31 protein-coding genes are annotated in these 25,647 nt (G+C 72.1%); 17 read left to right on the forward strand and 14 right to left on the reverse strand.

Annotated features, from left to right (window positions below):
- Positions 1-2 precede the first annotated feature (2 nt).
- From ACQKQD_RS10670 to ACQKQD_RS10685, 4 genes are all read right to left on the reverse strand, one after another.
- Positions 3-590, reverse strand: coding sequence for a D-sedoheptulose 7-phosphate isomerase (locus ACQKQD_RS10670; RefSeq protein ID WP_427508317.1), 588 nt, complete (start codon positions 588-590; stop codon positions 3-5).
- A gap of 82 nt (positions 591-672) precedes the next feature.
- Positions 673-1,605, reverse strand: coding sequence for an NAD-dependent epimerase/dehydratase family protein (locus ACQKQD_RS10675; RefSeq protein WP_427508318.1), 933 nt, complete (start codon positions 1,603-1,605; stop codon positions 673-675).
- Positions 1,606-1,672: 67 nt separating this feature from the next.
- Positions 1,673-2,674, reverse strand: a complete 1,002-nt coding sequence (locus tag ACQKQD_RS10680; RefSeq protein ID WP_427508319.1) for a GHMP kinase — start codon at positions 2,672-2,674, stop codon at positions 1,673-1,675.
- A 258-nt stretch (positions 2,675-2,932) separates the two neighbouring features.
- The gene (locus tag ACQKQD_RS10685; RefSeq protein WP_427508320.1) at positions 2,933-3,361 is read right to left on the reverse strand and encodes a DUF4214 domain-containing protein; all 429 of its coding nucleotides are present in this window, start codon (positions 3,359-3,361) and stop codon (positions 2,933-2,935) included.
- Between the two features lie 362 nt (positions 3,362-3,723).
- Between ACQKQD_RS10685 and ACQKQD_RS10690 the strand changes: the two genes are divergently transcribed.
- On the forward strand, positions 3,724-5,133 hold the full coding sequence (locus ACQKQD_RS10690) for a phosphomannomutase (protein ID WP_427508321.1): 1,410 nt from the start codon (positions 3,724-3,726) through the stop codon (positions 5,131-5,133).
- 114 nt (positions 5,134-5,247) lie between these two features.
- Here ACQKQD_RS10690 and ACQKQD_RS10695 read toward each other — a convergent pair whose 3' ends face one another.
- Entirely contained in the window at positions 5,248-5,538 is a 291-nt protein-coding gene (locus tag ACQKQD_RS10695; protein WP_427508322.1) for a hypothetical protein, read from the reverse strand.
- 207 nt (positions 5,539-5,745) lie between these two features.
- Between ACQKQD_RS10695 and ACQKQD_RS10700 the strand changes: the two genes are divergently transcribed.
- Positions 5,746-6,021, forward strand: a complete 276-nt coding sequence (locus ACQKQD_RS10700) for a hypothetical protein (protein WP_354455014.1) — start codon at positions 5,746-5,748, stop codon at positions 6,019-6,021.
- A 20-nt stretch (positions 6,022-6,041) separates the two neighbouring features.
- Here the strand turns inward: ACQKQD_RS10700 and ACQKQD_RS10705 are convergent, their stop codons facing one another.
- Both ACQKQD_RS10705 and ACQKQD_RS10710 read right to left on the reverse strand, forming a co-directional pair.
- Complete coding sequence (locus ACQKQD_RS10705) at positions 6,042-6,269, reverse strand: hypothetical protein (protein WP_042675635.1); 228 nt, start codon at positions 6,267-6,269, stop codon at positions 6,042-6,044.
- Positions 6,270-6,324: 55 nt separating this feature from the next.
- Positions 6,325-6,585 (reverse strand): hypothetical protein, encoded by a 261-nt coding sequence (locus ACQKQD_RS10710; RefSeq protein ID WP_427508323.1) that lies wholly within the window; start codon positions 6,583-6,585, stop codon positions 6,325-6,327.
- A gap of 174 nt (positions 6,586-6,759) precedes the next feature.
- Between ACQKQD_RS10710 and ACQKQD_RS10715 the strand changes: the two genes are divergently transcribed.
- Together ACQKQD_RS10715 and ACQKQD_RS10720 are read left to right on the forward strand one after the other, a co-directional pair.
- On the forward strand, positions 6,760-8,292 hold the full coding sequence (locus tag ACQKQD_RS10715; protein WP_427508324.1) for a diguanylate cyclase: 1,533 nt from the start codon (positions 6,760-6,762) through the stop codon (positions 8,290-8,292).
- A gap of 205 nt (positions 8,293-8,497) precedes the next feature.
- Positions 8,498-8,746, forward strand: coding sequence for a PilZ domain-containing protein (locus ACQKQD_RS10720; protein WP_091981398.1), 249 nt, complete (start codon positions 8,498-8,500; stop codon positions 8,744-8,746).
- Positions 8,747-8,860: 114 nt separating this feature from the next.
- Here ACQKQD_RS10720 and ACQKQD_RS10725 read toward each other — a convergent pair whose 3' ends face one another.
- Positions 8,861-9,589 carry a GntR family transcriptional regulator gene (locus ACQKQD_RS10725; RefSeq protein WP_427508325.1) on the reverse strand — a complete coding sequence of 243 codons (729 nt, stop codon included), beginning with the start codon at positions 9,587-9,589 and terminating at the stop codon, positions 8,861-8,863.
- Positions 9,590-9,756: 167 nt separating this feature from the next.
- On the opposite strand from ACQKQD_RS10725, the gene ACQKQD_RS10730 reads away from it, so the two are divergent.
- The 9 genes from ACQKQD_RS10730 (at position 9,757) to ACQKQD_RS10770 (ending at position 17,534) form a co-directional block, all read left to right on the forward strand.
- Positions 9,757-10,515, forward strand: coding sequence for a maleate cis-trans isomerase family protein (locus tag ACQKQD_RS10730; RefSeq protein ID WP_427508326.1), 759 nt, complete (start codon positions 9,757-9,759; stop codon positions 10,513-10,515).
- A complete protein-coding gene (locus tag ACQKQD_RS10735; RefSeq protein ID WP_427508327.1) occupies positions 10,512-11,606 on the forward strand; it encodes an ABC transporter ATP-binding protein in 1,095 nt (364 codons plus the stop codon). Before ACQKQD_RS10730 ends, ACQKQD_RS10735 begins: the two co-directional genes overlap by 4 nt.
- Before the next feature lie 37 nt (positions 11,607-11,643).
- Positions 11,644-12,687 (forward strand): ABC transporter substrate-binding protein, encoded by a 1,044-nt coding sequence (locus ACQKQD_RS10740; protein ID WP_427508328.1) that lies wholly within the window; start codon positions 11,644-11,646, stop codon positions 12,685-12,687.
- Complete coding sequence (locus ACQKQD_RS10745; protein ID WP_427508329.1) at positions 12,684-13,583, forward strand: ABC transporter permease; 900 nt, start codon at positions 12,684-12,686, stop codon at positions 13,581-13,583. Before ACQKQD_RS10740 ends, ACQKQD_RS10745 begins: the two co-directional genes overlap by 4 nt.
- A 29-nt stretch (positions 13,584-13,612) precedes the next feature.
- On the forward strand, positions 13,613-14,431 hold the full coding sequence (locus tag ACQKQD_RS10750; RefSeq protein ID WP_427508330.1) for an ABC transporter permease: 819 nt from the start codon (positions 13,613-13,615) through the stop codon (positions 14,429-14,431).
- A gap of 18 nt (positions 14,432-14,449) precedes the next feature.
- The gene (locus ACQKQD_RS10755; RefSeq protein WP_427508331.1) at positions 14,450-15,202 is read left to right on the forward strand and encodes an aspartate/glutamate racemase family protein; all 753 of its coding nucleotides are present in this window, start codon (positions 14,450-14,452) and stop codon (positions 15,200-15,202) included.
- Positions 15,199-16,632: an amidase gene (locus ACQKQD_RS10760; RefSeq protein ID WP_427508332.1), complete on the forward strand. Its 1,434-nt coding sequence runs from the start codon at positions 15,199-15,201 to the stop codon at positions 16,630-16,632. The genes ACQKQD_RS10755 and ACQKQD_RS10760 overlap by 4 nt, the downstream gene beginning before the upstream one ends.
- Positions 16,629-16,961 carry a hydroxyisourate hydrolase gene (locus ACQKQD_RS10765; RefSeq protein WP_354454994.1) on the forward strand — a complete coding sequence of 111 codons (333 nt, stop codon included), beginning with the start codon at positions 16,629-16,631 and terminating at the stop codon, positions 16,959-16,961. Before ACQKQD_RS10760 ends, ACQKQD_RS10765 begins: the two co-directional genes overlap by 4 nt.
- Before the next feature lie 126 nt (positions 16,962-17,087).
- Positions 17,088-17,534: a hypothetical protein gene (locus tag ACQKQD_RS10770; RefSeq protein ID WP_427508333.1), complete on the forward strand. Its 447-nt coding sequence runs from the start codon at positions 17,088-17,090 to the stop codon at positions 17,532-17,534.
- On the opposite strand, the gene ACQKQD_RS10775 is transcribed toward ACQKQD_RS10770, so the two are convergent.
- A complete protein-coding gene (locus tag ACQKQD_RS10775) occupies positions 17,519-17,851 on the reverse strand; it encodes a hypothetical protein (protein WP_205833488.1) in 333 nt (110 codons plus the stop codon). The two genes, ACQKQD_RS10770 and ACQKQD_RS10775, sit on opposite strands and share 16 nt — an antisense overlap.
- A 64-nt stretch (positions 17,852-17,915) precedes the next feature.
- Between ACQKQD_RS10775 and ACQKQD_RS10780 the strand changes: the two genes are divergently transcribed.
- The 3 genes from ACQKQD_RS10780 to ACQKQD_RS10790 all read left to right on the forward strand — a co-directional run bounded on the left by ACQKQD_RS10780 (position 17,916) and on the right by ACQKQD_RS10790 (position 19,569).
- Positions 17,916-18,257 (forward strand): hypothetical protein, encoded by a 342-nt coding sequence (locus ACQKQD_RS10780; RefSeq protein WP_427508334.1) that lies wholly within the window; start codon positions 17,916-17,918, stop codon positions 18,255-18,257.
- Between the two features lie 185 nt (positions 18,258-18,442).
- Positions 18,443-19,291: a methyltransferase domain-containing protein gene (locus ACQKQD_RS10785; protein WP_427508335.1), complete on the forward strand. Its 849-nt coding sequence runs from the start codon at positions 18,443-18,445 to the stop codon at positions 19,289-19,291.
- Positions 19,292-19,356: 65 nt separating this feature from the next.
- Positions 19,357-19,569: a hypothetical protein gene (locus tag ACQKQD_RS10790; RefSeq protein ID WP_427508336.1), complete on the forward strand. Its 213-nt coding sequence runs from the start codon at positions 19,357-19,359 to the stop codon at positions 19,567-19,569.
- Positions 19,570-19,593: 24 nt separating this feature from the next.
- On the opposite strand, the gene ACQKQD_RS10795 is transcribed toward ACQKQD_RS10790, so the two are convergent.
- From ACQKQD_RS10795 to ACQKQD_RS10815, 5 genes are all read right to left on the reverse strand, one after another.
- Entirely contained in the window at positions 19,594-19,869 is a 276-nt protein-coding gene (locus ACQKQD_RS10795; RefSeq protein WP_427508337.1) for a hypothetical protein, read from the reverse strand.
- Between the two features lie 71 nt (positions 19,870-19,940).
- A complete protein-coding gene (locus ACQKQD_RS10800; protein WP_427508338.1) occupies positions 19,941-20,207 on the reverse strand; it encodes a hypothetical protein in 267 nt (88 codons plus the stop codon).
- A 271-nt stretch (positions 20,208-20,478) separates the two neighbouring features.
- Positions 20,479-21,216 carry a sensor histidine kinase gene (locus ACQKQD_RS10805; protein ID WP_427508339.1) on the reverse strand — a complete coding sequence of 246 codons (738 nt, stop codon included), beginning with the start codon at positions 21,214-21,216 and terminating at the stop codon, positions 20,479-20,481.
- A 211-nt stretch (positions 21,217-21,427) separates the two neighbouring features.
- A complete protein-coding gene (locus ACQKQD_RS10810; RefSeq protein WP_056526640.1) occupies positions 21,428-21,799 on the reverse strand; it encodes a response regulator transcription factor in 372 nt (123 codons plus the stop codon).
- Positions 21,800-22,130: 331 nt separating this feature from the next.
- Entirely contained in the window at positions 22,131-22,793 is a 663-nt protein-coding gene (locus ACQKQD_RS10815; RefSeq protein WP_427508340.1) for a response regulator transcription factor, read from the reverse strand.
- A gap of 317 nt (positions 22,794-23,110) precedes the next feature.
- On the opposite strand from ACQKQD_RS10815, the gene ACQKQD_RS10820 reads away from it, so the two are divergent.
- Positions 23,111-25,645 (forward strand): MFS transporter, encoded by a 2,535-nt coding sequence (locus ACQKQD_RS10820; protein WP_427508341.1) that lies wholly within the window; start codon positions 23,111-23,113, stop codon positions 25,643-25,645.
- Positions 25,646-25,647 lie beyond the last annotated feature (2 nt).

Here is a 25,647-nt window from a genome sequence, read left to right on the forward strand (position 1 = left end):
CCTCAAGAGGCCGTCCCGCGCGGGAACAGGTTCTCCTCGACGAGGCCGCACACGATGTGCGCGGCGGTGATGTGGACCTGCTGGATCAGCGGCGTGGCGTCCGACGGCGCGTGCAGGCAGACATCCGCCCGCTCGGGCATCGCCCCGCCCGTGGCGCCCGTGAAGGCGACGACCCGCAGACCCAGGCCGCGGGCCGCGTCCATCGCCTTCAGCACGCTCGGCGACCGCCCCGACGTGGAGAGGGCGAGCAGGACATCGCCCGGCCGTCCGAGGGCCAGAACCTGCCGCTCGAACACGTGCTCGTAGCCGTAATCGTTGCCGATCGCGGTGATCACCGAGGTGTCGGTGGTCAGCGCCACGGCCGCGGCCGGCGGCCGGTCGTAGTTGAGCCGCGAGACGAACTCGCCCGCGATGTGCTGCGCGTCGCCGGCGCTGCCGCCGTTGCCGATCGTCAGGAGCTTGCCGCCGTCGCGCAGGGACGCCGTCACGAGATCGGCGATCTCGGCGAGGGTCGCGTGGAAGCCCCGATCATCGAGAGCGGCCTGGAAGGTGTCACGGGTCTGCGTGAGAAAATCGACGATCGCGCTCATGATCACCTCGGTCCGTTCCCGCGCCGGCCGGCCTGTCGGGCCGCCCGGCGGGGCGATCGCTGCTGGGCCCTGGACGTCCGGATCAGACGTTGGCGAACCGCGAGTTGCGGATCATCCGGAAGCCCTTGATCAGCTCCTTGATGCCCCGGTCGAGGTCGAAATCGGGGAACCAGCCGGTCGCCTCCAGCTTCTCGTTGGACACGATGTAGTCGCGCTTGTCGGGATCCTCGCCGATCGGGGCCTCGACGTAGACGAAGTTCGGAACGTGCGCCTTGATGCGCTCGCAGAGTTCCAGCTTCGACAGGTTGGCGCTCGACAGGCCGAGATTGTACGCCTCGCCGCGCATCCGGTCGAAATTGTCCATCGCGTGGATGAACCCTTTGGCGACGTCGCGGATGTGGATGTAGTTGCGCTTGAAGTGGCCCTCGAAGACCAGGAGCGCCCGGTCGGTCACGGCCCGGTGCGTGAAGTCGTTGACGAGGAGGTCGAGCCGCATGCGCGGCGCCATGCCGAACACCGTCGCGAGCCGCAGGCTGACGCCGCGCCCGGTGTCGAGCACGGCCTTCTCGGCCTCCACCTTGGTGGTGCCGTAGAGCGAGATCGGCCGCAGGGGCGATTCCTCGGTGCAGAACTTGCCGGCCTCGCCGACGCCGTAGCCCGAGTTGGTCGTCGGGTAGACGATCCTCTGCTCGCCGCTCGCGCGCTGCGCCAGCGCGACCACGGCGTCGCGGTTCAGCGTCGTGGCGCCGATCGCGTCCTCCTTGCACAGGGGCGCGCCGACCAGGGCCGCGAGGGGGATGAGCACGTCGTGCTTCGGGATCAGCTCGTCCAGGATGCGCGTGTCGCGCGCGTCGCCCTTGATGGGCTCAAACGTGTCGTACTGGCAGGCCGAGGAGAGGTCCGGCGTTCCGGACTTGAACGTGTCGAGCACCGTGACGTGGTGCCCGCGCTCCAGCAGCATCGGCACCAGAATCGTCCCGATGTAGCCCGCGCCGCCGGTGATCAGAATTCGCATGCCTGCATCTCGTCCAGGTGAGCCGGCGGCCTCGTAACAGCCGCGCCGGTCTGTGTGAAGCTACCGCTCAGCGGGTCTGGCGGTAGATGAGCGTCGAGCCGTCGACGTCGATGCCGATCGGCACGACCGAGAGGGGCGCGACCCGCTCCGTCAGGGCCGGGATCTTCTCCGGATCGATCAGCGCGAGGAAGAAGCCGCCGCCGCCCGCGCCGCAGAGCTTCGCCCCGTAGGCGCCCGACGCCACGATGGTCTCGAACAGGTCGTCGAGCACGGTGTTGGAGACGTCGCGCGAGAGCGTCCGCTTGATCTTCCACGAGGCCGACAGCATCTCGCCGAGCTGCGTGAGCCAGCCGGTGGTGCCGCCTTCCAGCAGGGAGACGCACTCTTCCACGAGCCGATAGAGTTCGGACAGCTCCTTGTCGATCGCCCGGGCCCGCGTGACGGCGATCTGCGCGGCGACCGTCGTGGTCGCGCGGCGGGCGATGCCGGTATGGACGAGCACCATCGACGCGTTGAGCTGCTGCATCGCGGCGGAGCTCATCTGCAGCGGCGAGATCCGGATGGCTGAGCCGCTGAAATCGAAGCGGTTGATCCCGCCGAACGCCGCGTGGAGCTGGTCCTGGACGCCGACATTCTCGCGCAGGATCTCGCGCTCGACCTCGATGGCCTTCTTCGACAGCTCGATCTTGGTGGGCTTCTGCTCGCGTAGGGCGTAGACCGTGCGCAGGAACCCGACCGTGAAGGCTGACGACGAGCCGAGACCGCTGCCCGCGGCCGGCAGGTCGGAGATGATGCTGATATCCAGCCGGCGGTCGACCTCGAAATGCTTCAGCACTTCACGCACCACAGGATGCTCGATCTCGGCGATGTTGTCACAGTGCTCAAGTTTCGAGTAGCTCAATCTGTAATTATAGTCTTGGCAGCCGATCAGGTCGAGGGCGGCGATGATGATATACTTATCGATCGCCATCCCGACCACGGCACCGGGCGCGCGCTCGAAATATTCAGGATAATCCGTACCGCCGCCGAACAGGCTGACCCGCAGCGGCGTCCGTGTAACCGTCAGCATTCAATAGTTTCCAGATCTCGCGCTCAACTATCCGCTCGCACGAAGCGGATACTTTGCGACCAAGCTTGCAGGCTGCGACCCCGCCGACGCGGTGTGCTTAGCAGCGACGAGTTTGATACACCATACGCGACGCAAGTCTGGCGCGCGAAGGTGTCGGGATTTGGACACCTTCGCCCACGACGGGCCGGCTTGGCGGGGCGGACGCTACCGTCACGCGTGAGCCGGTTCGCGCCGCCGATCGGCCTTCCAGGCGCAGGATCACGCGGCGGTCTTCAGAGAGGCGCGGAACTCGTCGGAGCTGATGACCGTGCCGAGCAGTTGCTTGCGCGTGATCTTCCCGGCGTTCAGCTGCGCGGACCAGTGCCGGACCGCATCCTCCTCCGCGTCCCGTCCGAGGACGATGCGGTACAGGTCCATCACGAACGGCATCGTGAGCTTGCCGGATTGCTGCTGATCGAAGGCGCCGGACTGGATGTACTCGATCAGCAGCAGCGAGCGCTCCCGACCCTTCGGCGAACTCGTGATGACGTCGCCGATCGCCCGACTCAGCTGCGGCGGCCACTCGGACAGGTGCTCGCGGAGGAACGCGGCGACGTTCCCGATGGTCTCCACCTCCTCGCCCGGCACAGGTCGTCCCTGCCGCCACGTATCGGCGACGCGCTCCGACAGAGCGATCGTCAGACTCACCACATCCGAGAAATTGACGCTGTGTCCGTACATGCTGACTACGGTTGCGACTGCGAAACGAGAATCGCGACTGCTACCAGTTGGTTAGATTATGGTTAAGGGAGTGTAAACGTCGTCTGCCAGACATAGGATTCGGTGTGGGAGACCGCACGAGGCCGCCCCGTCGAACTGTCTCATAAGGGCCGGGCAATCGCCAGGGAAACGGCGCTCGGCGGCCGCGTGCCGGCCCGCGCGTCCGTCCGGACGTGGCCGGGATCAGCCCGGAACAAGGCCGGGGTCAGGCTGAGATCAAGCGTTGTGAAGCCCCGCGATTCGCGGCATCAGTTCCCGAAGGGATCACATTCGGGGCCTACGGAAGCGCCGTGAGCAGTCTGAAATTCGGGACGAGCGGCCTGCGGGGCCTCGTGACAGACCTCGTCGGCGGCCCGTGCTACGCCTACGCCAGCGCCTTCTTCCGCGCCGTCTCGGGGGACGGCCCCCGGGTGGTCGTGATCGGGCGGGACCTGCGCGACAGCAGCCCCGGTCTCGCCGCGACAGTGGCGCAGGCCGCGGCGGCGAACGGTTTCGCGGCCATCGAGTGTGGCGCCCTGCCGACCCCGGCTCTCGCCCTCGAGGCGATGCGACGGGGCGCCTTCGCCGTCATGGTCACGGGTAGCCACATCCCCGAGGATCGCAACGGGCTGAAGTTCTACCGGCCGGAGGGCGAGATCACCAAGGCCGACGAGGCGGCCATCCTCGCCGCTCTGGACAACTGCGCGAGCGCCGCGCTGCCGACCGCCGAGCCCGAGCCCGAGCCCGATGCCATCGCGCGCTATCGCAAGCGCTACGGCGACGCCTTCCCGTCTGGGTCGCTGTCGGGCCTGCGCGTCGCCGTCTACCAGCAGAGTTCCGTCGCCCGCGATCTCCTGACCGACCTGCTCGCGGACCTAGGTGCACAGGTCACGCCGATCGGGCGTTCGGCGACCTTCGTGCCCATCGACACCGAGGCGCATCGTCCAGAGGACGTCGCCTTCATCCGCGACGTAATGGCCTCCGGTGACTTCGACGCGCTCGTGACCACCGACGGCGATGCCGACCGTCCCCTGGTCGCGGACGGCGCCGGCGGCATCGTCCGGGGCGATGTGCTCGGGTTGATCACCGCCCGCTTTCTCGGCGCGGACACGGTCGTGGTGCCGGTCACGGCCGGCTCGGCGCTGGAGAAGTCGGGGGGCTTCCGCGCGGTTGTGCGCACCAAGGTGGGCTCGCCCTTCGTCATCGCCGGGATGGAGCAGGCGCCGCGCGCCGGGGCGGGCGCCATCGTCGGGTTCGAGGCGAATGGCGGTTTCCTGCTCGGGTCCGATGTCACGCTCGCCGGCGGCGTCCTGGCCGCGCTGCCGACGCGCGATGCCGTATTGCCGATTCTGGCCACGCTGGCCGCTCTGCGAAGCGGCGACACGTCCCTCGCGGAACTCGTGACCGCGCTCAAGGCCGGGGAGATGGCGAGCGACCGGCTGCCCGAGACACCGTCGGAGCGCAGCGACGCCTTTCTCGCCCGGCTCTGCGACACCGCATTCCGGAGCGCCTTCCTTCAGCCGGTCGGTTCGCCGCAGGCCGTGGACCAGCAAGACGGTGTCCGGATCGGTCTGGACGGCGGGCGGTCGATCCACTTCCGGGCCTCGGGCAATGCGCCGGAACTGCGATGCTACGCGGAAGCGCCATCCGGGCATGAGGCGCAGGACTTGGTGCGCTGGGGCCTCGCGGCGGCGGCCGCCGACATGGCTCAACATCCGTGACGCTGCGGCGCGACGCCGGGACCACCGGCGCCGACGGAGGTCGCGGCCACCGCCCTGCGCGCCGTGCCCGCGCTCTGCACGCCATCGTGTGCCGGCCCCTGCGGCCGCGCAGCGTCAGGCGGCTCGCGTCCCGGCGACGCCCCGTCCGTACGCCTGATCCATGATCTCGCCGATCCGCTCGCCGACGGCGACGGCGATCTCCACCGAGGCCGCCCCTTCCGAACCCTGCCGGCAGATCCGGGTGAGGACGTCGGTCACGCGCTGCTCCATGACGCCGAGGATCGCCGCGGCCGCCTGGGGCTGGGCGCCGCGCAGGACCGCCGCGAGGTCGCAATAGGCGTCGTGGAGCAGCTGGAGCGTCAGCCGCTCGACTGCCTGCTCATCCTCCGCCGACAAGGCCCGCATCACGCCCCTCTCAATGTCCCACCTCCGACGCCGCCGCCAGACTTGCCGCGACGCGTTAACGGAAGGTGAAGGCCGCAGGCGGCCCGAAAGGCCCGGCTAACCCTTGAGCGGGGCCTGAGGAGCGATCGCTCGGCCGCGGCCACGCTGGAACTTGGCGGGCCCTGAGCGGGTCAATGCCGTAGGATCCCTCAGCGCGAGAGTCTTTCCATGCGCCTTCTCATCGCCACGCTCACCGCCGCGAGCCTCGGTCTGGCCGCGGCCGCCGCGACACCCGCCCTGGCCCAGGTGCAGCAGAACAATCCGAACGCCGCCAATCAATCCATGGAGACCAGCGGCCAGATGCGCGCTCTGCGACAGGAGCAGACGACCCAGAGCAATACGCTGCGAATGGACATGCAGCGGAACCAGGCCGCGACGCCCGCTCCGAATACCGGGCCGAACGCCATCGGCCCGACCGGGGGCACCGGCGTCATCGGCCGCTGATGAAGGCGGGCGGCGCCGGCCTACACGTCCGGCAGGGGCCGCCCCTTCACGACCACCCGCGGCCACCGCTCTAGGCCGATCGGCATCAGCACGGCGATCTGCGGCGGCACCGCGGTGCCGCCGAGCAGGCTCTCGAGGGAGATCCGGCAGGCCTCCTCGATCTCGCCGCGCGTGCGCGCGCCGGAGGTCTTGATGTCGGCGATCAGGAGCGCCGCGATCTCGTGGGCAAAGGCGTCGCCGTCCAACATGCCGGACTCCCGCTCCGTGGCAGTCCAGCATAGTCGCCCACGCATCGTCCGGGCATCAGCACAGAATTGCGTATCCACATACCGATTGCGGATACTTTGTCGCGTTCTCGGATCGCTCGCCGCGCGCCGCCGCGCTTCGGGCCCGTATCCCGGAGGTCGGCCGGGACCGGTCGATGGGCGGGTGCAGGCCGGCAACGGCGGGATCGACCGTCGGCAGCACGACCAGGGTGAGCGGGGTTGCGGAGACGAGGCCGCCGATCACCACGGCGCGGCCGTCACGATCGCGGAGGCGGCGGGCGGCAACTGCCCGCGTCACGCAGCACGTTCCGCCGACCGGCGCGGACCCGGAAGGCCGCGCGGCGCGATCAACGCGGTCTCTCGGATCGTGGAAAGAGCCGCCGGGATGTAAGACCGGCCCGCCGCCGTGAAAGCGGCGGTTAAGGCTCGGCGTGCCAGAGCGCGGCAACGAAGCGCCGTCCGCGGGGGGCCGATGAACGTCTGGCGACGCGTCGCCCCGTGGCTCGGCTCGGCCCGCACCTGGATCGTCCTCGGGATCCTGGCCCCGCTGGGCATGGTCGTGACGTCCGGTCTCATGCTGGCCGACCTGCGCCGCGACGCCTGGACCAGCGCCGAGCAGACCTCCTGGAACCTCCTGCAGGTCCTCGAGCGCGACATCGCGCGCAACATCGAGATGTACGATCTCTCGATCCACGCGGCGGTCGACAACCTGAAGGTGCCGGGCTTGGCCCAGGCCGACCCGCACCTGCGCCAGCTCATCCTGTTCGACCGCGCCGCCACCGCCCGCGACATGGGCGTGATGCTGATCCTGGACGAGCGGGGCGACGCCGTCGGCGACATCGCGGCCGTGCCGCCGCGCCCGGGCAACTACGCGGACCGCGAGTACTTCCAGGTCCACCGGGCGAGCACCGGGCTCGGCCTCCATGTCGGGCGCCCGATCGTGTCGCGGCTCAACGGAGAGCGGATGCTCCCGTTCAGCCGCCGCATCGACCGGCCCGACGGCAGCTTCGGCGGCGTGGTCCTGGGCACCGTGAAGCTGTCCTACTTCACCCACCTGTTCAGCGAGATCGATCTCGGACCGGGCGGGGCCATCAACCTGTACCTGACCGACGGCACTCGCCTGATGCGCTACCCCTACGTGGAGGCGGATCTCGGGGCGAATATCGGGCAGACCGCGATCTTCAAACGGTTCCTGCGCGAGGGGCGCGGCAACTTCGTCAGCACCTCCGTGCGCGACGGCGTCGAGCGGAACTACACGTTCACGCGGATCGGAACCCTTCCGCTGATCCTGAACGTCGCCCTGTCCACCAAGGACGTGGAGGCGGAGTGGGCCGCGAAGGCGACGATCATCGGCGGCATCGTGCTAGCACTGTGCGGCCTCACGATCGCGCTGTCGCTCCTGTTCGGGCGGGAGCTGCGCCGCCGCGAGGCGCTGCGGGCCGAGATGGCGGCGCTGTCGCGCACCGACGCCCTGACCGGCCTGCCGAACCGCCGCTGCTTCGAGGACGCCCTCCGGCGGAACCTGGACGCGGCCCGGCGCGACGGCCTCCCCCTATCGCTGCTCATCGTCGACGCGGACCATTTCAAGCGCTTCAACGATCGCTACGGGCACCCGGTGGGCGACCAGATCCTGCAGGGCTTGGCCCGCTGCCTCGCGGCGAGCGTGCACCGCCCCCAGGATCTCGTCAGCCGCATCGGCGGCGAGGAGTTCACCCTGCTCCTGCCCGAGACGGACGAGGCCGGCGCCCTGCGCGTCGCCGACACGGTCCACGCCGAGGTGGCCAAGCTGACCGTCCCGTCGGCCGGGATCGGGGCCGGCGCCGTGACGGTGAGCATCGGGCTCGCCTCCGTCCGGCCGGGCGCCGACCGGAGCGCGCCGCTGCCGGATCCCTACCGCTTGGCGGACGGCGCCCTGTACGAGGCCAAGAACGGCGGTCGCAACCAGACCCGCAGCGTCGCGCCGCCGCCCCCGCGGGGCGCCCTGCAGCTCGTGCGGACGTCCTGACCGGCGCGCCGCCGCGCTTTCGCGGAGCGCCTTGACGGAATCGACACGAACGCTGTGGTCTCCTGGGCGCGATGGCGGACGGCTCGGATCGGGCCCGACGGCGTCGCGTCGGGACGGGGCGGGCGGGATCGATCATCCGTGCCCCGGGCCGGCGGAGCGCGCGCGGATCCGGAGGGATCCGGCCCGCAACCATAGGGTAACGAGGATGGACGACAGACGCGCCGCGCCCCGCAGACGGACCCTGCTCGAGGGCCATATCGAACTCGCCGGCGGCGGCGTGATCGACTGCACGATCCGCAACATGTCGGACGGGGGCGCCCGCCTGAAGGTCGTCAGCGTGATCGGCGTGCCCGACGCCTTCGTGTTGGCCTACGGGGTCGGCGGCCGGCGCCGGCCGGCACGGGTCACGTGGCGCCAGGAGACCGAGCTCGGGGTCGCGTTCGGCGACGCCTGACGGACGGCGGCCGAGGCTTCCACGCCCACCCGTGTTGAGGGGCGGATCGGATGGGCGTGGAAGGCCAGCGTCCGGCTGGTGACCCACCGATGCGACGACCGGGTTAACGCTTCGTTACCGCGCCGCGGGGTCCGCGCGCCGGGCCTGGAGCGTCTCGGCGATCACCACGCCGGTCCGCAGCACGTGGCGATGGGCGACGGTCCCGGCCGCGGCGGCGTCCCGCGCGGCGAGCGCCTCGAACAGATCCCGGTGCTCGCGGGCCGATTCCTCCCAGCGACTGCCACTGGAGAGCGCGCGCAGGCGCGCCCACTGGGCCCGGGCCTGAAGCGCCGCATGGGCCTCCGCCAGCGGACGGTTCCGGGCGGCCTCGACGATCGTCCGGTGGATCTCCTGGTTCAGGGCGAAATAGGCGTCGAGCACTTGGTTCCGATGCATCCGGTCGAGCCGCGCCTGCTTGTCGCGCAGCGCGTCCATCAGGGCTTCGGAGATCCGCGGCGCCGCGAGTTCCGCGGTCAGCCGCTCGATCCCGGCCAGGGCCTCGAACAGTTCGAGGATCTCCTCCGGCGTCCAGTCCGGGACGCGGGCGCTGCGGTTCTGGTGCAGCTCGACCAGCCCCTCCGCGGCCAGGAGCTTGAGCGCTTCCCGCAACGGTGTCCGGCTGACCCCGAGGGCGACGGACAGGTCCGTCTCCACGAGGGACGCGCCGGCCGGCAGCACGCCGCGCACGATCATGTCCCTGAGCCGGCCCGCCGCATGCTCGTGCAGGCCGGTCCGCGGCACCTGCGCGGCCGGGACGACCGGCGCCTTGCGGGGCCGGCCCCGGCGGCGTGCGACGACGTCCATCGATCCTCCCCTTCTCCCGCGCCAGCCTAGCGCGTCCGGCCGCCCGATCGATGACCCATTTTTCGGCCTCTTGCGCTGCCATATCATGCATTTGCGCAAATTGCATGCAGCATGCAGAAAATGCCTTGTCGCCCGTCCCGGCCTGTCGGATGCTTCATGGATCGGGGATGGATTCCATGGAACGAGCGAACGGCACGACGCGTCTGGGCATGCTGACGCCCTCGTCGAACAGCGTCCTCGAGCCGGCCACGGCGCATCTCCTGGCCGGCGTCGCGGGCGTGAGCGCCCACTTCGCCCGCTTCCGCGTGACGGAGATCGGCCTGTCGGCGGCGGCCCTGGACCAGTTCGACCCCGAACCGATCCTGGCGGCGGCCGAACTGCTCGCCGATGCCCGCGTCGCCGCGATCCTGTGGAACGGGACCTCCGGCGCGTGGCTCGGCTTCGACGCGGACGAGCGCCTGAGCGCCGCGATCACCGACCGGACCGGGTGCCCGGCCTCCACCGCCGCGCTCGCCTTCCGCGACCTGTTCCGCGCCCGGGATTTCCGGCGGATCGGCCTCGTCACGCCCTATACCGGCGACGTGCAGCGCCGGATCCAGGCCAACTGGGGCGCGGCCGGCTTCGACTGCGCCGCCGAGCGCCACCTCGGCCTGTCGGAAAACTTCGCCTTCGCCGAGACCGGCCCGGAGGCCATCGCCGGCATGGTCCGGGCGGTGGCGGCCGAGGGCGTCGACGCGGTGGCGATCGTCTGCACGAACCTCGCGGGCGCCGCGCTCGCCCCGGCCCTGGAGGCCGAACTCGGCGTGCCGGTGATCGATTCGGTGGCCGTCACCCTGTGGAAGGGCCTGGAGCTGGCGGGCTGCCCGACGGCGTATCTCGCCGCGCACGGCCGCGCCTTCGCGGCGGGCGGGGAGGGCCGCTCGTGAGCGCCGGGACCACCCTGATCCTCGACGGGATCACCCAGCGCTACGGGACGGCGCTCGCCGTCGACACCGTGACCCTCGACATCAGGGGCGGGGAGCTCGTCGCGCTGCTCGGGCCCTCGGGCTGCGGCAAGACCACCCTGCTGCGCGCGGTGGCGGGCTTCCTGAAGCCCACGGAGGGGCGCGTCATCATCGGCGGCCAAGCGGTCGACCACCTGCCGCCGAACCGGCGCACCGTCGGCATCGTGTTCCAGAACTACGCCCTGTTCCCGCACATGAGCGTCGCCGACAACGTCGCCTACGGCCTCGCGGCCCGGGGTGTCGGGCGGGCCGAGCAGAGGGCGCGGGTCGCCGAGATGCTGGCGCTGGTGCGCCTGGAGCACCTCGCCGGGCGCTTCCCGCGGGAGATGTCGGGCGGCCAGCAGCAGCGGGTGGCGCTGGCCCGGGCGCTGGCCGTGCGCCCCTCGATCCTGCTCCTCGACGAGCCCTTCGCGGCCCTCGACAAGAACCTGCGCCTCGACATGCAGATCGAGATCAAGCGCATCCAGCGCAGCGCCGGCACCACCACGCTGATCGTCACGCACGACCAGGAGGAGGCGCTGTCGATGGCCGACCGGGTCGCCGTGCTCAATGCCGGCCGCCTGGAGCAGTTCGCCCCCCCGACCGATGTCTACGACCGCCCCGAGACGCTGTTCGTCAACACCTTCGTGGGCACGGCCAACGTCCTGCACGGGCGGCTCGCGACGGAGCCGGGCGGCGCCCGCGTGGTGGCCCTGGAGGCGGGCGGCCTGCTCCCCGCCGCCACGTCCCTGCCGGACGGGACCCGGGTCGCCGCCTGCCTTCGGCCCGAGCACGTCGCCTTCGCGGAGGAGGGGGCGGGGGCAGGGGCCGCGGACGGCCTCGACGGCGCGGTCGAGGTCGGCCTGCCGCTGGGCGCCACCCTGGTCCACGAGATCCGCCTCGACGGCGGCGCCCGTCTCAAGACCGCCGAGCCGCGCGCGGCGGGCGCCCGGCCCCGGCCGCCCGGCACCCGCGTGCGCCTGCGCCCGACAGCACCCGAGCGGGTCGGCGTCTTTCCCGATCCGCGACACTGAGGCCGAGCCGCCCGACACCGAGCCAGGAGAACCGACCATGCCCCTGCACCGCCGCACCCTCCTCGCCGGCGCCCTGACCCTCGGGGCCGCGCAGGCCTTCCCGGGCCTGTCCCGCGCGCAGGCGCGCAAGCTCGTCTTCGCGACCTTCACGGGCAGCTGGGAGGAGGCGCACCGGGCCGTGCTGGTGCCGGCCTTCCGCAAGAGCTCGGGCGGCGACGTGATCCTCGATCCGATGCTCTCGGTCGACCAGATCGCCAAGGTCCAGGCGGCCCGCGCCAACCCGCCGATCGACGTGATGCTGCACGATCCGGGGCCAGCCCTCACGGCCATCGCCCAGGACCTCGTCGAGCCCTACCCGGTGGCCCAGTCCGCCCATTACGGCGACCTGATCGCCGACGCGCAGGAGCCGATGGGTCCGGCGCCGTTCTTCCAGATCGTCGGGCTGACCTACAACCCCGAGAAGGTGAAGACCCCGCCGACCTCCTGGGCGGACCTGTGGAAGCCCGAATTCAAGGGCCGGGTCGGCATCACCAACCTCAACTCGACGCTGGGCACCGGCTTCCTCGTGGAGATCGCCCGGATGCACGGCGGCTCGGAGACCGACGTCGAGCCGGGCTTCAAGGCGCTGGAGGCGCTCAAGCCGAACCTCGCCGCCGTCGCGGCCAACCCGGGCGCCCTGGCGGCCCTCTACCAGCAGGAGCAGGTCGACATCGGGCCGGGCAATTTCAACGCGATCCAGATCCTGAAGGCCCGGGGCGTGCCGGTGGAGTTCGCGGCGCCGAAGGAAGGCATCATCGCCTTCAAGACGACGATCCACATCGTCAAGAACACGCCGTCGAAGGAGCTGGCCTTCAAGCTGATCGAGGCCGCGCTGTCGCCGGAGGTGCAGGCCAAGCTGATGCAGAGCCCCTACCTGATCGTGCCGACCAATCGGAAGGTCGCCATCGAGGGCGAGGTCGCGAAGGTCCTGGCGAAGGACGCGGACGAGCTGAAGCGCAAGTCGGTGTTCCAGGACTGGGCCGCGATCAACCGCGGCCGGCCGGCCTGGATCGAGCGCTTCAACCGCGAGATCCGGGTGTGAGCGCCGGCCCGGCCACGGCGGGCCCGGTCGCGGCGCCCCTCCGCCCGGGCCGCGCCTGGACGGCGGCCTACGACATCCGCCTCGCGCTGCCGCTCGGGGCGTTCTTCCTCGTCTTCTTCCTGGCGCCGCTGGCGCTGCTGCTGCTCGTGAGCTTCTACGCCGATCCGGCCATGACCCGGTTCGGCCTCGACCAGTACGCCCGGTTCCTGCTCGACCCGTTCTCCCTGCGGGTGCTCGGCGCGACCCTGTGGCTCGGCGTCGAGGTCACGGCGCTGACCCTCCTGCTCGGCCTGCCGCTGGCGCTGCTCCTGACCTGGGCGCCCGGCCGGCTGCGCGGCCTGCTGACCCTGATCGTGCTGCTGCCGCTGCTCACGAGCGTGGTGGTCCGGACCTTCGCGTGGATCGTGATCCTCGGGCGCCAGGGCATCGTCAACGCCGCGCTCCTCGGCCTCGGCCTCACCGACGCGCCCCTGAAGCTGCTCTACACCGAGGGCGGCCTCGTCCTGGCGCTGGCGCAGGTGCAACTGCCGCTGATGGTCCTGCCCCTGGTCACCGCCCTGTCGCGGATCGACCCGAACCTCGCCGACGCCTCGGCGGCGCTCGGGGCGGGGGCGTGGCGCACCTTCCTCCGGGTGACGCTGCCGCTCTGCCTGCCCGGCATCGTGGCGGGCTGCCTGCTGACCTTCGCGGCGGCGATCACCGCCTTCATCACCCAGTCGCTGATCGGCGGCGGGCAGATGCTGTTCATGCCTATGTACCTGTACCAGCAGGCCTCCTCGCTCAACAACTGGCCGTTCGCGGCGGCGATCGCGATCGTCTTCCTCGTGGCGGTGCTCGCCTGCGTCACGCTCCTCAACCTCGCGGGCCGCCTGTCGGGCGGCCGCGCAGGCGCCTGAGGTCAACGGGAGATCACCGGGAGGTCACCATGCGGACGAGCCTGCGGCGCGATCTCGACTGGTTCAGCTTCCACGGCGCGGTGCTGCTGCTGGCCGGGCTCTGCCTCGTCCTGCTGGCGGCGCCCACCGTGATCGTCGTGGTGGTGTCGTTCACCAGCGGCTTCTCTCTGCGCTTCCCGCCGCCGGGCTACTCGCTGCGCTGGTACGCGGCGCTCGCGGAGGCCGAGCAGCTCCGGGCCGCCGCCTGGAACAGCCTCGTGGTGGCGGGCTGGACGACCCTGCTGTCGGTGGCGCTGGGCACCGCCGCGGCGCTCGCCATCGCCCGGTCGCCGCGAGTCTCCGCGCGGCTCCTCGACAGCCTGTTCCTGTCGCCGCTGGTCCTGCCGGCCCTGGCCTTCGGGCTCGCGGCGCTGATGCTGTTCAGCCTCGCCGGCATCCCGGTCTCGCCGCTGACCCTCGTCCTCGGCCACACCGTGGTCTGCGTGCCCTACGTGGTCCGCACCACCGTGGCGGCCCTGTCGCAGATGGATCCGGTGCTCCTCGAGAGCTCGACCTCGCTCGGCGCCTCGCGCCTCTACACGTTCCGCCGGGTGACCCTGCCGCTGATCCGGCCCGGGATCCTGGCCGGGGGCTTCATCGCCTTCATGGCGAGCTTCGACAACGTCCCGGTCTCGCTGTTCCTGCGCGACGCCGCCACCGACATGCTGCCGATCCGCATGTGGCAGGACCTGGAGGGCCGCCTCGACGTCACGGTGGCGGCGGCCTCCAGCCTGCTGATCCTCGTGACCGTGGTGCTCGCCGCCGTGATGGAGCGGGCCGCCGGCCTGTCCCGCCGGATGGCGGGCTGAAGCGCCCGGAACCCTCGCATGCGCATCCTGCTCCTCAATCCCAACACCTCGGCGGCGATGACCGCGCGCATGGCGCGGGCCGCCGAGGCGGCGCTCGCGCCCGACGCGCGGATCACCGCGCTCACCGCCACGACGGGCCTGCCCTACATCGCCAGCCGGGCCGAGGCGCAGCTCGCCGGCGCGGCCGTGCTGGAGACGCTCGCCGCCCACCATTCCGGCCACGACGCCGCGGTGATCGCCGCCTACGGCGATCCCGGGCTGGTCGCCGCGCGGGAGCTGTTCGACCTGCCGGTGGTCGGCATGGCCGAGGCCGCGATGCTGACCGCCTGCCAGCTCGGGGCGCGGTTCGCGGTCGTCACCTTCGCGCCCGCCCTGCTGCCCTGGTACGAGGACGCGGTGGCGCTGGCCGGGCTGTCGGCGCGCTGCGCCGGCCTCCACGCGGTGCGCCGGCCGTTCCAGGCCGTGACCGAGGTGCAGGACGAGCTGCGGCCCGAGATCCTGGCCCTGGCCGAGCGGGCGGTGGGGGAGGGGGCCGACGTCGTGATCCTGGCCGGCGCGCCGCTCGCCGGCCTCGCCACGACCCTGCGGGACGCGGTGCCGGTGCCGCTCGTCGATCCGCTGGCGGCAGCCCTGGGCCAGGCGCAGGCCCTGGTGCGGCTCGGGACGCGGCCGCCGCGGGCCGGCCGCTTCGCCCGGCCGCCCGCGAAGCCGGCCACCGGCCTCGCCGGGCCGCTCGCCCGCTGGATCGCCCATCGCGAGGAGGAGTCATGACCCGGATCGACGCGGACGGCCCGCTCTGGACCCTCTCGGCCGCCGCCCTCGGCCGCCGCTACGCCGCCGGGACGGCGAGCCCGGTCGCGGCCGCCCGCGCCTGCCTGGAGCGGGCCGAGGCGGTGAACCCCGTGCTCAACGCCCTCGCCGCCGTCGATCCCGAGGGCGCGGAGCGCGCCGCCGCGGCGAGCACGGCGCGCTGGCGGGCGGGACGGCCGCTCGGGCCCCTCGACGGCGTGCCGCTGACCGTCAAGGACAGCCTGAACGTCACCGGGTTCGCGACCGGCTGGGGCAGCCGGCTCTACGGGGGGGAGGGGGCCGGGCAGGCCATCGACCGCGACGAGACGCCGGTGGCGCGCCTGCGCGCGGCCGGGGCGGTGATCCTGGGCAAGACCAACGTCCCGGAGCTGACCGTCCAGGGCTACACCGGCAACCCGGTCCACGGCGTCACCCGGAACCCGTGGGATCCGGCGCTGACGCCGGGGGGCTCCAGCGGCGGCGCCGTGGCGGCCGTGGCGTCCGGGATCGGGCCCCTGGCCCTCGGTACCGACGCGGGTGGCTCGATCCGCCGCCCCGCCTCCCATACCGGCCTCGTCGGCCTGAAACCCACCGCCGGCCGGGTGCCGCGGACAGGCGGGCTGCCGCCGATCATGCTCGACCTCGAGGTGGTCGGGCCGATGGCGCGCACCGTCGACGACCTCGCGGCGGCCATGCGTGTCCTCGGGGCGGCCGACCCGGATTCCGTTGCGTCGCACGGTTTCGGCCCGTTCGGGACCACCGCGGTGTCGGAGCGCCCGCTGCGGATCCTCCACGTCCCGGCCTTCGGGACGGCCCCGGTCGATCCCGAGACCGCCGACAGCGTCGCCGAGGCGGCCGGGCGCCTCGCCGGCCTCGGCCACCGGGTCGAGACCGGCCGCTTCGACGCGGCGAGCGCCATCACGGAGGCGTGGCCGGTCCTCGGCCAGGCGGGCATCGCGTGGCTGATGCGCGCGCATCCCGGCCGGCTCGGCGACCTAGGCCCGGACATCCGCGCCCTGGCGGAGGCCGGGGCGGCCCTGTCGGCGGCCGACCTGTTCGACGTGCAGCGGATGGCGCTGGCGCTGCGCCGGGACCTCGCCGCCCTGTTCGCCGACCACGACGTCCTCATGACCCCCGCGGCCGCGGCGCTGCCCTGGCCGGCGGAGGACACCCATCCGCCGCGCATCGCCGGGGTGCCGGTGGGCCCCCGCGGCTCGGCGACCTTCACGGGCTTCGTCAACGCCGCCGGCTGCCCAGGGATCTCGATCCCCTGCCGACCCTCGGGCGCCGGGCTTCCGATCGGGTTCCAGCTCGTGGCGCCCTGGGGCGGCGACGAGACCCTGGTGGCGATGGCGGCGGCCTACGAGGCGGCCCATCCCTGGCGGATGGTCTGGGAGGACGGGACCCCGTGACCGGCCTGTCGCTCCACGCCGTCGACGCCGCCACGGGCCGGCCGGCCGAGGGGATGCGCGTGCGCGTCCTGAGCGCCGGGGGAAAGCGGCGGGTGATCGCCGAGGGCCGCCTCGGGGCGGACGGGACCCTCGACCATCCGGTCGTGCGGACGCGGCTCGCCGCCGGCCTCTACGAGGTCGTGTTCGTCATCGGGGACTTCGTCGGGGCCGCGGGGGAGGGGTTCCTGGAGGAGGCCGCGATCCGCTTCCGGATCGACGACCCCGACCGCCACTGCCACCTGCCGCTGAAGTTCACCGCCTTCGGGGTGGCGCTGTTCCGCGGCTGTTGAGCCGCACGCGCCGCCCTCGGACCCGGCCCGCGACGGCCCGGCCCGGCCGCCCTCCCCCGCGAGGTGACCGGAGCCTCCGGAGAGCCTAGACTCGCCCCCGATCGCGGCGCGCGCAGGAGGAAGCCGATGCGGGTTCAGGCGATGACGATCCCGGCCGCGGCCGCGCCCGCGACGCGCGGCACCCCACGGGCGCGCCTGCTGCTCGCCGCGCTGACGATCCTCGCGCTTCCGCTCGCCTTCGTCGCGGCCGCGCGGGTCCCCGCGGCGCCCGTCGATCCCGACCTCGTGCGGGTGATCCGCTTCATGGCACTGCTCAAGGGCGGCTTCGCCCTGGCGGCGCTGGCCGGCTGCTTCTGGCGTCTCGGCCGGCCCGCCGGGTGGCGGAGCGCCGTCTACGTGGCCGGACCGCCGCTCATGGCGCTCGGGGCGGCCGGCCTGTGGTCCCTGCGCGATCCCGGGTTGGCGGCGCTCGGCCTGCATCTCGGCCTGTTCGCGGTCCTGGCGGCGGCGCTGACCGACCGCGAGGCCCTGCCCGACCGGCTCCGCGCCGCGCGCCGTCAGATCGTCTCGTAGGCGAACAGGACCGAGATCAGCGTCAGGCCGACCAGCCCGATGACGAAGCAGATGTCGGCGCAGCGCTCCAGGGTGACCGAGAGATCGCCGCCGTCGTCCAGGCGGATCGACAGGTAGGACGCGATCGCGCTGACCAGGAACAGGATCGCCGTCAGGGCGGCGGCCTCGTCGACGTGGCTCGGCCCGATCCAGCCCTCGGCGATCTTCACGAGGCCGATCAGCGTGGTGCAGACGCCGACCATCGTGCCGGCATTGGGGAGGATGTGGCGCGACAGGCTATCCTCGCCGGACCCGGTGCCCTTCCGCCTTTCGGCCATGCGCTCCTCGTACAGCTCCGCTCCGGCCGATGGCCCCCTGATACCGCGCCCGTGGAGGTTCGTCATGAAGCGCCCACTCACCACCAACTTCTCCGCACCGCCGCCGGAGCGTGCCCACCCGCCCGAGCCGGCGCCCGCGGCGGCCTCGTGGCGCGACGTCGCCCCGTTCGCGGCCGCCCTGATCGCCACCCTGGAGGCGATCGAGGCCGGGCAGAAGGCCGGGCCGGCGATGCGGGCGCACCGCTCCGCCATGCGCCGCCAGGGCGAGGCGGCCGCCGCGCTCGGCGGATCCGAGGCGCTGGAGGCCGTGCTCGACCAAGTCGCGGATGCCGACGCGGCCCGGGCCGAGCGGCGCCTCGCGCTCGTCCGCGAGGCCTGGTCGGGTCTGCCCGGGGGAGGGGCGTGAGGCGTCCTGCCGGCTCGCCGGATCGAGCTGGCGGCAGATCCGGAACGCAGTGCGCCGTCGGGGCAGCGCGCCGACGCGTCACGATCCGAATTCGGGTCGCCGCGTAAAGATTTGATACAGGATCTCGGATAAATTCGGCGCTGGCCACACCGCGTCAGCTCGAGATCGCTCGTCGGGAATTTGTGATGGACGACCAGGACAAGCAATTTATCACGCAGCAGATCCTCGACGTCGGCCGCCAGCTCTATGCCGCCCTCGACAGCAAGATCATGACGGCTCACGCGCAGCAGCTGGCGCAGATGCAAGATGTCCGGCGCCTCGCCGTGGTTCAGCTCGCGCCGAAGAACGATTTCTGCCTCGTGACGGATCATCCGATCGCCTACGAGAGCAACGATCACACGGTTCCGCGCGGAACAAAGGATGACAATACGCGCAATCAGCGGTTCTGCCACGCGATCGAGAGCCATTTCGGCCGAAAGGTCAGGGCCCTGGACCTCGGCTGCGCGGGGGGCGGCCTCGTCTTCGATTTCCTCATCCGAGGCAACGCGGCTTTCGGGATCGAGGGGAGCGATTACTCCCTTCGCGCGCAGCGCGCCGAGTGGTCCATCATCCCGGACTATCTGAAGACCTGCGATATCACCAAGCCCTTCTCCCTGATGGATCAGAGGTCAGGGACGAAAGCGAAATTTGACGTCATCACGATGTGGGAGGTCCTCGAGCACATTGAGGAACCGCTGCTTCCTCAGCTGTTCGCGAACGTGAAATCCCACTTGGCGGACGGCGGTCTTTTCGTGGGCTCCGCCGCGACATACGACGATGTCGCCAACGGCGTGAGCTACCACCCGACGGTCAAGCCGGAGACGTGGTGGCGCGAGCTTGTCCGGCAGCACGGGCTGGAATTTGTCCCGATGACCATGTTTCAGTTCAAGGATTTCTGCCGAGGCTCCGGCAACGAGAACGCGTTCTACGACGCCGATTTCAGCAAGAATCCCGAGCTCGGCTTCCACTTCGTGATGAAGCACCGCTCCGCTTGAGGCGGGGCTTCCGAGCTCGACCGGTCGGGCGCCGCAGGCTTGAGCGGTCCGCCCGCGCGCCCCACATGGACGGGAGCGACAGCGCGGGGCCGACCATGTACGACCTCATCCACACCCTCCGCCTCTGGCTCTGGCGCCGCCGAGTGCGGGCCATGGCGCGGGAGTGCCGGGCATCCGGGACCAGCGACGGCGACTGGATCGCCGCCACCGTCGCGGCCTCCGCGACGAGTTCGGGTCCGGGCGCGCCGGTCTCGTACGTGAGCGGCACCGGCCTGTAGCGGATCCCGCTCGGCCGGGCGCGGTCAGCCTTCCGGAGACGGCTCGGCGGCGGCGGCACCCGGCTCGGGCGACGGGCCGGTGTCGAGGGTGCCGCTGTGGACCAGGGCGCCGGCCCAGGCGCCCGCGATGATCCGGACCTGCTCGATGGCCTCGGCGCGGGTGAAAGGCCTGTCACCGCATCCTCCGCGGCCCTCGTCCCAGTAGACGTAGCCGGTGCGCCGGCCACCGGCATCCTCGACGCAGGCGGCGTTCTCGAGGACGCAGATCCGGAGCGGGAGCTTGAGACCGAGTGTGGGCATAGGGCCCATATAGGGCGCCGATCCCGCGGGAAGTCGGCGCGCCCGCCGCGTGACGGTCGGTCTAAGGTGTCTCAGGTGGGTTTCGCCGCGTCGAGCGCCTGCTCCAGGTGCGTCACGACCTCGTCGCCCTTGGGCGGCGGCTCGGCCTCCTCGACCCGTCGAGCGACTTCCATGACGAGGTAGGTCACCGACGGCGGCCAAGCCACGCCGTTGTCCAGGAGCATCCGGGCGGCGCTTACCAGCATCCGGAACTGGTCCGGCGGGATCGTGGTCCCGGCCTCGTGCTGCGCGAGGATGTGATCGGCGATCGCGGCCGCAAGGCCGGCAACTTCGGCCATTTTGTTGGGCGGATCACCAGCCGTCATGTCAGGTCGCGCTCCGTCTGCGAAAGCACGGTGCGGAGCATCCGTCGCCTCTTCGGGGTCTCAGGCCGACACGGTTCCACAAGCAACCCTGGCGAGCAAGCCGTGTGGCCGCGGCACGCCTGCGTGGCCGTGGACGCCGCGGATTTCGGCGGCCTGCGCGCGGTCCGGGCGTTTCGCGGCCTCCGGTACCGGGACGGCGGACCTGCTCCACGGCGGCGGTGCCGTCGGGATCGTCCCGGGGCGTCTACGCGGATGCCGGACGGTGGCGGGGCGCGGTCACGCCGAAGACCGAGCCCCAGTCGCGCCGGGATCGCACGGCGACCGGGTGATCGAGCGCCGCGGCGGTTTGCCGGACGATATGGAGGCCGAGCCCGAGACCGGCCCCGTCCCGGCGTCCGGCGCGGTCGAAGGCGTCGAAGATGCCCATCAGCCGTTCGGGCGCGATGCCGGGACCGCCGTCGTGCACCTCGATCGCGACGCGCCCCTGCCGGCGGCGGCATCCGACGACGACGCGGCCGCCCGGGCCCGCATACTTCACGGCGTTCCCGACGAGGTTGCGCAGGATGGTCGTCAGCATGGCGACCTCGCTCGTGACCGTCAGCGCCGTGGCGCAGACCCGGACACGCACCCCGACCGCGTCGGCGTAGGGTCCCCACTCGGCTGCCACCGCCTCCAGGAGCGGGGCGACCGCGACGGGACCGAGCCGGGGCGCCACGCTGCCGGCCTGGGAGGAGCGGGCCAGATCGTCGAGCTCGCGGCCGAGCCGCACCAGCGCGTCGCTGGCGAGGCCGAGCCGGGCCGCGGCCCGGGGACCGACGCCGTCCGAGACCGCGCGGTCGATGGCCATGAGGGCCACCTGCAGGGGTTGCTTCAGGTCGTGTCCGGCCACGGCGAGCAGCCGGGCCATGGCGCTGCGGGCGGTCTCCGCGCGCAGCAGGGCCTCGTCGGGCGCCGCCCCCGGGCTCGCCATCGTCAGTCCCATCCCCGCCTCCTCGTCCGGCCCGCCGACGGCGCGCCGCTTCCATGGCGCGACCTTGGACCGTGGCCGTTCGCGCCGGAATCATACGGAGGTTTGATGTCCTAACCGGACCGGCCTCGGATCGGCGTGCCAGCGGCGCACGCGCGCGATGCCGGTCCGGAGCCGGCCGGCGATCCCGTCACGGATGGAAAGGCACTGGAGTCAGGCCCTGGAGTCAGGCCCCGATCGTCTCTTCCAGGCAGCGGATCAGCTCGTCGGCCACGAGCGGCTTGCGCAGGAGATCGCGGGCGCCCCCGGCGAGGGCCCGGCGCCGGAGTGCGTCGTCGGTCAGCGCGGTCATCATGATGACCGGCAGGGCAGGGCGCTGCTCCCGGACGCGGTCCTGCAATTCGATGCCGCTGATCCCCGGCATGTTCACGTCCGTCAGCAGGCACGACACGTCGCTGCCGGCCATCGCGGCCAGGAAGGCCTCGCCCGAGTTGAAGGCCCGCGCGTCGTAGCCCAACGCCTCGAGGAAGCTGGACGTCGCGTCCAGAACCGCCTCGTCGTCGTCCACGACCGCGACCGCTTTCTTCCCGACCGGCACGAATCTCCCTCCGGAGCCTCTCGAAGGCGCATCGATCCCACCTCTGTGGGCCGGCGGCGGCTTCGACGAAATTATACGATGGTTTGATGCGCGCGACGGACTCACATCCCGATGAACCGAGTCCTGCCACAGCAACGCAGGACCCGGGGCGCCGCGACGCGACCCGGTAGACATGGATTTCACGAGTTGAGGCAGGACTTCTTCGCCGATCCCCGATCCGATCGCCGCGACGAATCTGTCCAGTGCGGGTGCCAACGCGGCGATGTCCGGCATCGTTCCGCGCCGATCGGCCCGGGCCGGGTCTGCGGAAGCGACGGGGCGATGGGTGGGCTCAGACGGCGGCCCGGGCCTTGAGCAGCTCGGTCTTGCGCACGAGGTCGGCCACGGAGCCGGCCGCCATCTTCCGCATGACGTTGCCCCGGTGGATCTTGACCGTGATCTCGCTGATGCCGAGGGCGTGGGCGATCTGCTTGTTGAGCAGCCCCTTGACGACCTGTGCCATCACCTCGGCCTCCCGCGCCGTCAGGGTCGCGGCCAGCGCCTCGAGCTGGGCGACCCCCGCGCTCGACGCCCGCCGGGTCCTGTCCCGCTCGATCGCGACTGCGATGGCGTCGAGCATGTCCTGATCGCGGAACGGCTTGGTCAGGAAATCGAGCGCGCCCGCCTTCATGGCCTGGACGGTCATGGGGATGTCGCCGTGGCCGGTCATGAAGATGATCGGCATGCGGTTGCCCATCGCGGCGAGCTTCGCCTGCAGGTCGAGGCCGCTGGATCCCGGCAGCCGCACATCGAGGATCAGGCAGCCCGGGCGGTCCGGCAGCGTCGCCGCGAGGAGGTCGCGCGTCGCGCCGTAGGCGAGGGTGTCGAGCCCGACGGAGTGCAGGAGGTCCTGCAGACCTTCGCGGACGCCCTCGTCATCCTCGACGATGACCACCAGCGGTGAGGCCGTGTCGGCGCCGGGCTTCGCCGCGCCACCCCGGACGTTGCCTGACATCGTGATCGACGAGTCCCCGCGCGCCTCTGACAGGCTGCCCGCACTGGCAGTGCTTACAGGTTGTATCCGCGCCCGATCAAGCCGACCGTCTGTGGACGGCGCGGACCGCCGGCACGGGTCGCCACGAGTGATCGCTCGCTGGACCGCCCCCGACGCACCTATCGACTCGCGGCCAAGCTTGTGGCTATGAGCGGTTGCACTGTCCCCGGGACCGGCTCAACCTCCGGCGAGGTCAGCGCCTCCCGGCCCAGAATTCGCGGCCGCCCGCCTCCTCCGGCCGCGCGCCCGTCCGACAGGCTGTGCAGCGAGGCGCGGAGATGAGTGCGGTGGGCGACGCGCGTCCCAGGCAGACGACGGCGCGGGTCCTCCTCGCGAGCCTGATCGGCACGACGGTCGAGTTCTACGACTTCTACATCTACGCCACGGCGGCGAGCCTGATCTTCGGGCCGCTGTTCTTCCCGGCGGCGCTGCAATCGGCGGAGCTGATCAGCGCCTACGCGAGCTTCGGCCTCGCCTTCGTGGCCCGGCCGATCGGCGGCGCGGTCTTCGGGCATTTCGGCGACCGGATCGGGCGCAAGGCGACGCTGGTCGCCTCGCTCCTGCTGATGGGGCTCACGACCTCGGCCATCGGGCTGCTGCCCACCTTCGCGCTGGCCGGCTGGCTCGCCCCCGTCCTGCTCTGCCTCCTCCGGTTCGGGCAGGGGCTGGCGCTCGGCGGCGAGTGGAGCGGGGCCGCGCTGCTGGCGCTGGAGAACGCCCCGCCGGGCTGGCGCGCCCGCTACGCGATGTTCGCGCCGCTCGGGGCGCCCCTCGGCTTCTTCGTGGCCAACGGCCTGTTCCTCGTCCTGACCCTGACCCTCAGCGCGGAGCAGTTCGCGGACTGGGGCTGGCGGGTGCCCTTCCTGCTCAGCGTGCCCCTGGTCTGGCTCGGGCTCTGGGTCCGCACCAATCTCGGCGAGACCGAGGAGTTCGCCGCCGCCGTGAAGGACGCGCAGCCCCCGCGCGTCCCCCTCGTCGCCCTGATGCGCGACCATGCCGGGCAGGTCGTCGCCGGGATGTTCGGCGTCGTCGCGTGCTTCTCCCTGTTCTGGACCGCCACCGCCTTCGCGCTCGGCTACGGCACGACGACGCTCGGCTACTCCCGGGCCTCGTTCCTGACGGTCGAGCTCGGCGCGATCCTGTTCATGGCCGCCGCCATCGTCGTCGCGAGCTGGCTGTCGGACCGGCTCGACCCGGCCCGGGTCCTGATCGTCGGCTGCGCCGGGACCATCGTGTCGGGGATCCTGCTGGCGCCGATGCTCGGCAGCGGCTCCCTCGCGACCATCTTCGCCTTCCTGGCCTTCGCCCTGTGGGTGATGGGCTTCGTCAACGGGCCGCTCGGCGCGTGGCTGCCGAGCCTGTTCCCGCCGCAGGTGCGCTACACGGGGACCTCCGTGGCGTTCAACGTCGGCGGCATCATCGGCGGCGCCTTCTCGCCGATGATCGCCCAGGCGCTGGCCGCGCAGAGCGGCCTGACCGCGGTCGGCTTCTACCTCGCGCTGACCGGTGGGATCAGCCTCATCGCCTTCGACACGAGCGCCCGGCGGCGGGCGCTGGACGCGCTCGCCCGGAGCGAGCGCCGCTACCGCGCGCTGTTCGAGCAGAGCCACGTCGCGCTGTGTGAGGTCGATCTCTCCGAGGCGCAGGCCCACCTCGCCGAGGCGCGGGCCACCGGCGCCCTCGGGCCCGACCTCCGCGGGCAGGCCGACGCCGCGCTCGTCGCCGAATGCGCCCGGCGGATCGCGCTGGTCGACGTCAACGACGCGACGGTGCGGCTCCTCGGCTGCGGCTCCCGCGAGGCGGTGCTCGGCTCGATGAGCCGCTTCCTCCCGCCGGGCAACGACCTCGTCCTGCCGCTCCTGCAGCGGATCGACCGGGCGGGCGGCCGCTTCGAGGCCCAGGGCCGCCTGATCCGCGCCGACGGGCGGGAGGTGACCGCGATCCTCGTCGTGGCGCTGCCGGACGACGAGGCGGCCCTCGACCGGGTTGCCTGCGCGATGATCGACGTGACCGAGCGGGAGCGCGCCAAGGAGGCCCTGCTCGCGGCCCAGGCCGAGCTCGCCCGCGCGGGCCGGGTCTCGACCGTCGGGGCGATCTCCGCCTCCATCGCCCACGAGGTCAACCAGCCGATCGGCGCCATGGTGATGAGCGCCGAGGCCTGCCTGCGCTGGCTGCGGCGCGAGACGCCGGACCTGGAGGCGGCCGCGCGGGCGGCCGAGCGCGCCGTCCGCGACGGCATGCGGGCGAGCCGGATCGTGCAGCGGACGCGCGAGCAGCTCCGCCGCGACCGCAGCCAGCCCGAGATCCTCGACCTGGGCTCCCTCCTGGCGGAGGTCGCGGCCCTCCTCGACCGGGAGATCCTGGCGGCCGGGGCGACGGTGCGGACGGTGATCGCCGCGACCGAGGCGCGCGTCCTGGCCGACCGCGTCGAGCTGCAGCAGGTCGTGGTCAACCTCGTGACGAACGGCCTGCACGCCGTGCGCGACCTGCCCGAGCCCCGCCGCGCGCTGCGGATCGCGCTGACCGCCCCCGCGCCGGGCCGGCTGCGGATCGCGGTCGTCGACAGCGGCACCGGCATCGATCCGGAGCAGCTGCCCAGGCTGTTCAGCCCGTTCTTCACCACGAAGCGCGACGGGATGGGCATCGGCCTCGCGATCTGCCGGACCATCGTCGAGTCCCATGGCGGCACGCTGACCGGCGGGAACAATGACGGGCCGGGCGCGACCTTCGCGGTCGAGCTGCCGGCGGCCGAGCCGGGCGGGGCGGGCGGCGCCGCGGCCGAGCCCGCCGCCGTCGCCGGCGCCGCCGGCTGAGC

The organism is Methylobacterium sp. NPDC080182 (genome assembly GCF_050281105.1).
Lineage (GTDB): Bacteria > Pseudomonadota > Alphaproteobacteria > Rhizobiales > Beijerinckiaceae > Methylobacterium.

What these genes read in the sequence shown, in the direction of transcription:
- ACQKQD_RS10670 (WP_427508317.1), bottom strand. Translation starts at nt 590, where the DNA reads ATGAGCGCGATCGTCGATTTTCTCACGCAGACCCGTGACACCTTCCAG.
- ACQKQD_RS10675 (WP_427508318.1), bottom strand. Translation starts at nt 1,605, where the DNA reads ATGCGAATTCTGATCACCGGCGGCGCGGGCTACATCGGGACGATTCTG.
- ACQKQD_RS10680 (WP_427508319.1), bottom strand. Translation starts at nt 2,674, where the DNA reads ATGCTGACGGTTACACGGACGCCGCTGCGGGTCAGCCTGTTCGGCGGC.
- ACQKQD_RS10695 (WP_427508322.1), bottom strand. Translation starts at nt 5,538, where the DNA reads ATGCGGGCCTTGTCGGCGGAGGATGAGCAGGCAGTCGAGCGGCTGACG.
- ACQKQD_RS10700 (WP_354455014.1), top strand. Translation starts at nt 5,746, where the DNA reads ATGCGCCTTCTCATCGCCACGCTCACCGCCGCGAGCCTCGGTCTGGCC.
- ACQKQD_RS10705 (WP_042675635.1), bottom strand. Translation starts at nt 6,269, where the DNA reads ATGTTGGACGGCGACGCCTTTGCCCACGAGATCGCGGCGCTCCTGATC.
- ACQKQD_RS10715 (WP_427508324.1), top strand. Translation starts at nt 6,760, where the DNA reads ATGAACGTCTGGCGACGCGTCGCCCCGTGGCTCGGCTCGGCCCGCACC.
- ACQKQD_RS10720 (WP_091981398.1), top strand. Translation starts at nt 8,498, where the DNA reads ATGGACGACAGACGCGCCGCGCCCCGCAGACGGACCCTGCTCGAGGGC.
- ACQKQD_RS10725 (WP_427508325.1), bottom strand. Translation starts at nt 9,589, where the DNA reads ATGGACGTCGTCGCACGCCGCCGGGGCCGGCCCCGCAAGGCGCCGGTC.
- ACQKQD_RS10730 (WP_427508326.1), top strand. Translation starts at nt 9,757, where the DNA reads ATGGATTCCATGGAACGAGCGAACGGCACGACGCGTCTGGGCATGCTG.
- ACQKQD_RS10740 (WP_427508328.1), top strand. Translation starts at nt 11,644, where the DNA reads ATGCCCCTGCACCGCCGCACCCTCCTCGCCGGCGCCCTGACCCTCGGG.
- ACQKQD_RS10750 (WP_427508330.1), top strand. Translation starts at nt 13,613, where the DNA reads ATGCGGACGAGCCTGCGGCGCGATCTCGACTGGTTCAGCTTCCACGGC.
- ACQKQD_RS10755 (WP_427508331.1), top strand. Translation starts at nt 14,450, where the DNA reads ATGCGCATCCTGCTCCTCAATCCCAACACCTCGGCGGCGATGACCGCG.
- ACQKQD_RS10760 (WP_427508332.1), top strand. Translation starts at nt 15,199, where the DNA reads ATGACCCGGATCGACGCGGACGGCCCGCTCTGGACCCTCTCGGCCGCC.
- ACQKQD_RS10770 (WP_427508333.1), top strand. Translation starts at nt 17,088, where the DNA reads ATGCGGGTTCAGGCGATGACGATCCCGGCCGCGGCCGCGCCCGCGACG.
- ACQKQD_RS10775 (WP_205833488.1), bottom strand. Translation starts at nt 17,851, where the DNA reads ATGGCCGAAAGGCGGAAGGGCACCGGGTCCGGCGAGGATAGCCTGTCG.
- ACQKQD_RS10780 (WP_427508334.1), top strand. Translation starts at nt 17,916, where the DNA reads ATGAAGCGCCCACTCACCACCAACTTCTCCGCACCGCCGCCGGAGCGT.
- ACQKQD_RS10785 (WP_427508335.1), top strand. Translation starts at nt 18,443, where the DNA reads ATGGACGACCAGGACAAGCAATTTATCACGCAGCAGATCCTCGACGTC.
- ACQKQD_RS10790 (WP_427508336.1), top strand. Translation starts at nt 19,357, where the DNA reads ATGGACGGGAGCGACAGCGCGGGGCCGACCATGTACGACCTCATCCAC.
- ACQKQD_RS10795 (WP_427508337.1), bottom strand. Translation starts at nt 19,869, where the DNA reads ATGCCCACACTCGGTCTCAAGCTCCCGCTCCGGATCTGCGTCCTCGAG.
- ACQKQD_RS10800 (WP_427508338.1), bottom strand. Translation starts at nt 20,207, where the DNA reads ATGGCCGAAGTTGCCGGCCTTGCGGCCGCGATCGCCGATCACATCCTC.
- ACQKQD_RS10805 (WP_427508339.1), bottom strand. Translation starts at nt 21,216, where the DNA reads ATGGGACTGACGATGGCGAGCCCGGGGGCGGCGCCCGACGAGGCCCTG.
- ACQKQD_RS10815 (WP_427508340.1), bottom strand. Translation starts at nt 22,793, where the DNA reads ATGTCAGGCAACGTCCGGGGTGGCGCGGCGAAGCCCGGCGCCGACACG.
- ACQKQD_RS10820 (WP_427508341.1), top strand. Translation starts at nt 23,111, where the DNA reads ATGAGTGCGGTGGGCGACGCGCGTCCCAGGCAGACGACGGCGCGGGTC.